This is a genomic window from Candidatus Saganbacteria bacterium (genome assembly GCA_016223245.1).
In the GTDB taxonomy this organism is placed as follows: domain Bacteria; phylum Margulisbacteria; class WOR-1; order XYC2-FULL-46-14; family XYC2-FULL-37-10; genus JACRPL01.
The window spans coordinates 66550-73234 of record JACRPL010000023.1; the positions used below are offsets into that span (position 1 = coordinate 66550).

At 47.3% G+C, this 6685-nt stretch carries 8 protein-coding genes and 1 tRNA gene; all 9 read right to left on the reverse strand.

Annotated elements, in window-relative coordinates; all coding sequences use genetic code 11:
- Nucleotide 1 precedes the first annotated feature (1 nt).
- The gene (gene rpoB, locus HZC34_08525; protein MBI5701867.1) at nt 2-3217 is read right to left on the reverse strand and encodes a DNA-directed RNA polymerase subunit beta; all 3216 of its coding nucleotides are present in this window, start codon (nt 3215-3217) and stop codon (nt 2-4) included.
- A 20-nt stretch (nt 3218-3237) separates the two neighbouring features.
- Nucleotides 3238-3612 (reverse strand): 50S ribosomal protein L7/L12, encoded by a 375-nt coding sequence (gene rplL / locus HZC34_08530; GenBank protein MBI5701868.1) that lies wholly within the window; start codon nt 3610-3612, stop codon nt 3238-3240.
- Entirely contained in the window at nt 3612-4160 is a 549-nt protein-coding gene (locus HZC34_08535; protein MBI5701869.1) for a 50S ribosomal protein L10, read from the reverse strand. Before HZC34_08535 ends, rplL begins: the two co-directional genes overlap by 1 nt.
- On the reverse strand, nt 4157-4855 hold the full coding sequence (locus HZC34_08540; protein ID MBI5701870.1) for a 50S ribosomal protein L1: 699 nt from the start codon (nt 4853-4855) through the stop codon (nt 4157-4159). The genes HZC34_08535 and HZC34_08540 overlap by 4 nt, the downstream gene beginning before the upstream one ends.
- Complete coding sequence (gene rplK / locus HZC34_08545) at nt 4848-5288, reverse strand: 50S ribosomal protein L11 (GenBank protein MBI5701871.1); 441 nt, start codon at nt 5286-5288, stop codon at nt 4848-4850. The genes HZC34_08540 and rplK overlap by 8 nt, the downstream gene beginning before the upstream one ends.
- Nucleotides 5289-5310: 22 nt before the next feature.
- Nucleotides 5311-5973 carry a transcription termination/antitermination factor NusG gene (nusG, locus tag HZC34_08550; GenBank protein MBI5701872.1) on the reverse strand — a complete coding sequence of 221 codons (663 nt, stop codon included), beginning with the start codon at nt 5971-5973 and terminating at the stop codon, nt 5311-5313.
- Nucleotides 5974-5978: 5 nt separating this feature from the next.
- Nucleotides 5979-6191: a preprotein translocase subunit SecE gene (gene secE, locus HZC34_08555; protein ID MBI5701873.1), complete on the reverse strand. Its 213-nt coding sequence runs from the start codon at nt 6189-6191 to the stop codon at nt 5979-5981.
- Between the two features lie 13 nt (nt 6192-6204).
- A tRNA-Trp gene (locus HZC34_08560) sits at nt 6205-6277 on the reverse strand.
- A gap of 40 nt (nt 6278-6317) precedes the next feature.
- Nucleotides 6318-6467 (reverse strand): 50S ribosomal protein L33, encoded by a 150-nt coding sequence (gene rpmG / locus HZC34_08565; protein MBI5701874.1) that lies wholly within the window; start codon nt 6465-6467, stop codon nt 6318-6320.
- Nucleotides 6468-6685 lie beyond the last annotated feature (218 nt).

The following is a 6685-nucleotide window of genomic DNA, read 5'->3' on the forward strand; positions in this document are numbered from 1 at the left end:
ATTATATTATCGGCTCCCTTTTTTTCTTGCGTGAAGAACTTCCCGGGACTTTGACTTCTTCTTCAATGCTTACTTCTTTGCGGTTCTTGTCGAGGGTCCTTACGTCCAGCCCAAGACTCCTTAATTCTTTCAACAAAACCTTGAACGATTCGGGGATCCCGGGCTTCGTCATAGGTTTTCCTTTAATGATCGATTCGTAGACTTTAGACCGGCCGACCACGTCGTCCGATTTAACGGTCAACAGTTCCTGCAAAGTATGCGCCGCGCCGTACGCTTCAAGCGCCCAAACCTCCATTTCACCGAATCTTTGGCCTCCGAACTGGGCCTTGCCGCCCAAAGGCTGCTGTGTTATCAGCGAATACGGCCCTGTTGACCTTGCATGCATCTTGTCATCAACTAAATGGATAAGTTTTAGGAGATACATGTATCCGATTACAACTTTCCTGTCGAAAGCCTCGCCTGTCCGGCCGTCGCGGAGTTTAACCTTGCCGCTCTCGTCGATCCAGGGAAGTTTTTTCTTGGCTTCGCCAAGCATGCTTTCGATCATTTTGCGCGACGCCTCTTCTTCATATATCTCGTCAAAAGGCGGCACTTCGTAATTCTTGCCGTTTACATGCGCCGCAAAGCCCAAGAGCAATTCGAATATCTGCCCGATGTTCATACGCGATGGGACGCCTAGCGGGTTTAGCACTACGTCGACAGGCGTGCCGTCCGGAAGATATGGCATATCTTCTTCATGGAGGATCTTTGCAACGACCCCTTTATTCCCGTGGCGGCCGGCAAGCTTGTCCCCGATGGAAACCTTTCTTTGCTGTGCAACGTAAACGCGGACAAGCTCGTGCACGCCCGGGCTTAATTCGTCGCCTTTTTCCCTTGAAAAGACGCGGACATTCATGACCTTTCCGCCCTCGCCTGGAGGAACGCGCAGAGAAGTATCCCTCATGTCGCGCGCTTTATCGCCGAATATCGCGCGGAGTAGCTTTTCTTCCGCCGGCAATTCTGTCTCGCCTTTTGGCGTCACTTTACCGACGAGTATTTCGCCGGAAGCAACCTCTGTCCCTACCCTAATGATCCCGCGATCATCAAGATTCCTAAGCGCCTCATCCCCAACGTTGGGAATCTCTCGGGTTATTTCTTCCATTCCTAATTTTGTGGACCTGACCTCAACTTCCAGCCGCTCGATGTGAACGGTCGTAAAAACATCTTCGCGGACCAATCGTTCCGATAATAAGATAGCATCTTCATAGTTGTATCCTTCCCAGGGCATGAATGCGACAAGCACATTGCGGCCCAGAGCAAGCTCTCCGTTCTGCGTTGCTGACCCGTCAGCGATCAGGTCGCCTTCCGACAAACGGTCGCCGATTTTGACAGTCGGCCTTTCATGTACCAAGGTATTTTGGTTGCTTCGACCGAATTTTACCAATTCGTACGTTTCTTTCTTTCCGCTGCTTCCCGTTACGACAACTTCGGAAGCCGTAACGCGGGTTACTTTCCCGGCCCCTCTTGAGCGAACGATTGATCTTGAGTCTTCGGCGACTTTCCTTTCAAGGCCAGTGCCGACAAATGGGGCTTCAGGCCTTAAAAGCGGGACCGATTGCCTCTGCATATTAGCGCCCATCATTGCGCGGTTCGCGTCGTCATGCTCCAAGAATGGGATCATAGCCGTCGAAATGCCTACAATTTGCGCTGGAGCAACGCCTGTGTAATCCACTTCGTTTGCCCTGGCAAAAACAAATTCCCTCTTGTACCTGACGGGAACTTGAGGTTCCTTAATGTGGTTTGCGGGAGTCAACCTTACGTCGCAGGCCGCGATCTTAAAAAGATCCTCGACATCTGCTGTTAAATATTCGATCTTATTTTGGACGACACCTTTTTCAACTATAAAATACGGGGTTTCAATGAACCCGAATTTATTTACCCTCGCGTAAGCTGAAAGAGATGCGATCAAGCCGGCATTGGGGCCTTCCGGCGTTTCAATCGGGCATACCCTGCCGTAATGGCTTGGGTGGATATCGCGCACTTCAAATCCTGCGCGCTCGCGCGTAAGCCCTCCTGGGCCTAAGGCCGATAACCTTCTCTTGTGCGTCAATTCGGCCAGCGGGTTTGTCTGGTCCATGAACTGCGAAAGCTGCGATGAGCCAAAGAATTCTTTAATAACGGCGGATAATGGGCGGATGTTTATTAAGGCTTGCGGGGTAACTGATGGGCCTTTGGTAAGCATCTGCTCTTTTATGAGCCTTTCGACCCTCGTTAATCCAATGCGGAATTGCCTCTGGAGCAATTCGCCTACGCTCCTGACCCTCCTGTTCCCCAAATGGTCGATATCGTCAGTCAACCCGTCGCCATTGTGGAGGGCGATCAGGTATTTTGTCATGCCAAGCAGGTCCTGCTTGGTCAACACTGTCATATCCTCGGCAACTTTTATCCCGAGCTTTATATTCATCTTGTGGCGGCCAACGCGCCCAAGATCATATCTTTTAGGGCTGAAAAATAAATTTTGGAGATAAACTTGCGCGCCTTCAAAAGTGACGGGATCCCCAGGGCGGAGCTTTTTGTAGATCTCGATCAATGCTTCTTCTTTTGAAATTATCGGGCTTTCTTTGAAAGTCCTTTTCCTGAACTCGCCCTCGCTTAAGGCCTCCAATATCTCTTTTTCAGCCGCGCCTACGGCGCAAAGAAGGGTTGTGATGCCGATCTTCCGCGTTTTGTTGATCCTCGCAAAAACCGCAAGATGCGCGTCTGTTTCGATCTCAAGCCATGCGCCGCGGTCAGGGATGACAGTCGCGTAAAAAAGGCTGCGCCCCAATTTTTCGACGCGCTTGCTGGATTTGAAATAAACTCCCGGAGACCTTGTAAGCTGTGAGATAATTACGCGTTCGGCGCCGTTAATGACAAATGTCGCGCGATTAGTCATCAGCGGGAGGTCCCCGATGAAAACTTCCTGCACTTTGACCTCTTTATTCTCGCGGTTCACGAGCTTTACCTCGACCTTGAGAGGGGCCGCGTACGTCACTTCACGGACCAAACATTCCTGAACGGAATATTTAGGCTTTCCGACAAATACCTTCCCCGTAAAATAAAGTTCGAGCTTTTGGTCATAGCTTTTTATAGGCGAAACCGACTTGAGCTCGTCCCTTAAGCCCTCGTTCATGAACCACGCGAAAGAATCCTTCTGCAGTTCAAGCAGGTCCGGCGCTGCCGGTATTTTTCTCTTTATCTCATGGAATAAATTTTGTCTCACTTAATTTCTACCTTTGCTCCTTCTGCTTCAAGCTTTTTCTTGATCTCTAAAGCTTCAGGCTTTTTAATGCCCTCTTTTACGGGTTTAGGAGCTCCGTCAACCATATCTTTTGCTTCTTTGAGCCCAAGTCCCGTTATTTCGCGAACTACTTTCAAAACTTGGATCTTCTTATCACCAGCGGAAGTTAAGATCACATCGACTTCATCTTTAACCTCTTCTGCGGCGACTGCGCCCGCGCCGCCTGCGGCTGCCATTGCAACCGGGGCCGCGGCCGTTACTCCAAATTTTTCTTCCATCTTCTTAACTAATTCGGATAATTCCATTACGCTCAAACCTTCAACTAAACCTATTACATCTTCGACTTTTGCCATTACTTTTCACCTCCCTGTGACTTCTGCTTTCTTATTTCATCCAAGGCATAAACAAATTTTCGAAGCGGCCCCTGCATAACTGAAACAATATTGTATAGGGGGGACTTCATTGCGCCAACAACTTTGCTTAATAGCTCTTGTTTGCTTGGCAGTTTTGCTAATTCTTTAATCTGCTTGTCGGCATAAATCTGATTTTCGACAACGCCGACCAAAAGGCCCGGCTTTTCGTGCTCGCCGATAAATTGCATAAGCGTCTTCGCGGGCATGACAACTTCGTCGGACCCAAAAATAATCGCGACTTGTCCTATCAATTGCGTCCCTAGGGACGACAATCCTTCCGGAAGGGCTTTAGCAACCAAAGTATTTTTGAAAACTTTATATTCAGCCTTATTTGCGCGGAGCTTCCTGCGGAGTTCCGTCACTTGCTTGACCGTCATCCCGCGGTAATCGGTCAAAATAAGTATCTTTGATGAATTGATCTTTTCTCTGATCTCTTTCACCGCTTTCTTTTTGCTTTCTTTTACTGGAGCCGTTCTTCCTTTTGTCATTCTTCGGTCTCCATTTCGCGCAAGTCGAGCTTTATGCCCGGCCCCATAGTTGATGAGATAGTCGCGGACTTGAAAAAAGACCCTTTAACGGACGAGGGCTTGCTTTTTCTAACAGCATTAAGCGCAACTGCTAAATTCTCCTTGATCTTTTCTAGCTCGAAGCTTATCTTGCCGACAAGCAGGTGGACAACTCCGCCTTTTTCCATCCTGTATTCGAGCTTGCCCGCTTTGAATTCCTTGATGGATTTTGCGATATCGTTTGTTACCGTCCCGGACTTCGGGTTTGGCATCAAGCCCTTTGTCCCCAATATTTTCCCAAGCTTTCCGACTTGCGGCATCATATCCGGGGTTGCAAGCAAAACGTCAAAATCAAGGAATCCCTTGCTTATTCTTTCGATCAAGTCATCAGCCCCAAAAACATCCGCACCCGCCTGCTCGGCTTCTTTAAGCTTATCGCCGCGCGAGAGGACGGCTACTTTCATTGTCTTTCCAGTGCCGTTTGGAAGCGTAACAAGGCCTCTTATCGAATCTGGTTTTTTGGAAGGCAGATTTAATGTAATAGCCAGATCAACAGATTCCGGGAATTTTGCCCATGCGGTTCCTTTCACGAGCTTGACCGCATCGGCAAAACTATATTTCTTCGAAGTATCTATTGTTTTTGTTTTTTCCAGATATTTTTTACTTGTCTTATTCAACGTTAACTCCCATTGAGCGAGCCGTGCCTTCGATGATCTTCATCGCCGCATTGACATCGTTCGCATTAAGGTCCGCCATTTTGGCCTCTGCTATCTGCTTAACTTGCGCCTTGGTGACCTTCCCTACTTTGTTCCTGTTTGGCTCTCCGGATGCCTTATCGATCCCGGCCGCTTTTTTGATCAATGTGGCTGCTGGAGGCGTCTTTAATATGAAGGTAAATGATCGGTCCTTGAATACAGTGATCTCAACAGGGATCACTGTGTCTCCCTTATCGGAGGTCTGGGCATTATAAGCCTTGCAAAACTCCATTATATTGATGCCATGCTGGCCAAGCGCCGGTCCTATTGGCGGGGCGGGATTTGCCTTCCCGGCCGGGATCTGCAACTTGATCTTAACTAAGATTTCTTTTTTCTTGCCTTTTGGTGCTGCCATTTTCCCCTTGTCCTTGTTATTGTTATACTACCTTTTCCGCGTGCTCAAAATTTACTTCGACCGGCGTATCCCGCCCGAAGATATTGATGAGCACTTTAAGCTTTTCACGGTCAACATTTATCTCATCGATAGTGCCGGTGTAACCGCGAAAAGGCCCGCTTATGACTCTTACTATTTCGCCTCTTTCAAAAGCAATTTCAAGCTTTTCGGATTTAACGCCTATTTGCTTTAACACTCTCTGCATTTCCCTATCGGATACCGGAGTTGGCTTAGTTTTTGTCCCGATAAAGCGGGCAACCCCCGGCGTCTGCCTTATTGCATACCAAGACTCGTCATCCAGCGCCATTTCAAGAAAAACATATCCCGCGAACATGTTTTTCTTTTTTTCCACGCGTTTTTTGCCGTGAAGTTCAACCACTTCTTCTTCGGGGACCAAAACTTTTGAAATTTTGTGCCGGAGCCCCAAGCGGTCAATATTTTGCTCGATCGCACGCTTAACCCTGTCTTCCTGTCCAGAGTATGTCTGTATCACGTACCACTTCAATTCTAACGGGGCCTCATCCTTTTTTTCAGGTTCAGCCGGAACAGAAGATACCTCTTCTATCTTATTTTCTTCAACAGGAGCAGTTTCAGGATTTTTGCCCTGCTCTTCCCTGTTATTTTTTTCTTGATTGTCAAAATTCATTATTATTAACGTGCTTTTGTTAACATTAAAACAGCTTGAGATAAACCATAATCGATCCCCATCAAAGCAAATCCCAAAACTAATACCATCACTACTATTATTACCGTCGCAGAAATAATATATTTCCTGTCCGGCCAGGAAACTTTTTTGGCCTCTGCCTGCGTTTCCTTTATATAATTACCGACCGCGGCAACTAATCCAACTTTTTTTTCTTCCATAAATATTAAAATTCGGGCGAGAAGGGACTCGAACCCCCAACCACTGGTTTTGGAGACCAGGGCTCTACCAATTGAGCTACTCGCCCAACAGACAAGCCCTGCACTAAAAGGTGCCGGGACAAGCCCCTATTTTTCCTCCTTATGGACCGTATGCGCCCTGCAAAACCTGCAATATTTCTTAAGCTCCAACCTACCGGTAGTTGTTTTCTTATTTTTATTCGTCGCATAATTGCGCCGCTTGCATTTCGTACACGACAATGTGATTATTTCTCTCATAAAATTATTTGAAAAGCACAAAAAATCCCCTCTACCAAATTTTTGCTACGGAATTTGGCAAAAAGGTTTTAGCGCGCTTTAGCGCCGCCTTAAAGCGCAGAAGCACACAAAGGTTAATTTTATCTTAAATAATATTTCTTGTCAAGGGGATGAATTGCCCCTGTTATTTAAAGTTCAAAAGTGGACTATTTAAAGTTGAAAAGTGGACTCTAGTTGGA

What these genes read in the sequence shown, in the direction of transcription:
- nusG (MBI5701872.1), bottom strand. Translation starts at nt 5,973, where the DNA reads ATGAATTTTGACAATCAAGAAAAAAATAACAGGGAAGAGCAGGGCAAA.
- secE (MBI5701873.1), bottom strand. Translation starts at nt 6,191, where the DNA reads ATGGAAGAAAAAAAAGTTGGATTAGTTGCCGCGGTCGGTAATTATATA.
- rplK (MBI5701871.1), bottom strand. Translation starts at nt 5,288, where the DNA reads ATGGCAGCACCAAAAGGCAAGAAAAAAGAAATCTTAGTTAAGATCAAG.
- rplL (MBI5701868.1), bottom strand. Translation starts at nt 3,612, where the DNA reads ATGGCAAAAGTCGAAGATGTAATAGGTTTAGTTGAAGGTTTGAGCGTA.
- rpmG (MBI5701874.1), bottom strand. Translation starts at nt 6,467, where the DNA reads ATGAGAGAAATAATCACATTGTCGTGTACGAAATGCAAGCGGCGCAAT.
- HZC34_08535 (MBI5701869.1), bottom strand. Translation starts at nt 4,160, where the DNA reads ATGACAAAAGGAAGAACGGCTCCAGTAAAAGAAAGCAAAAAGAAAGCG.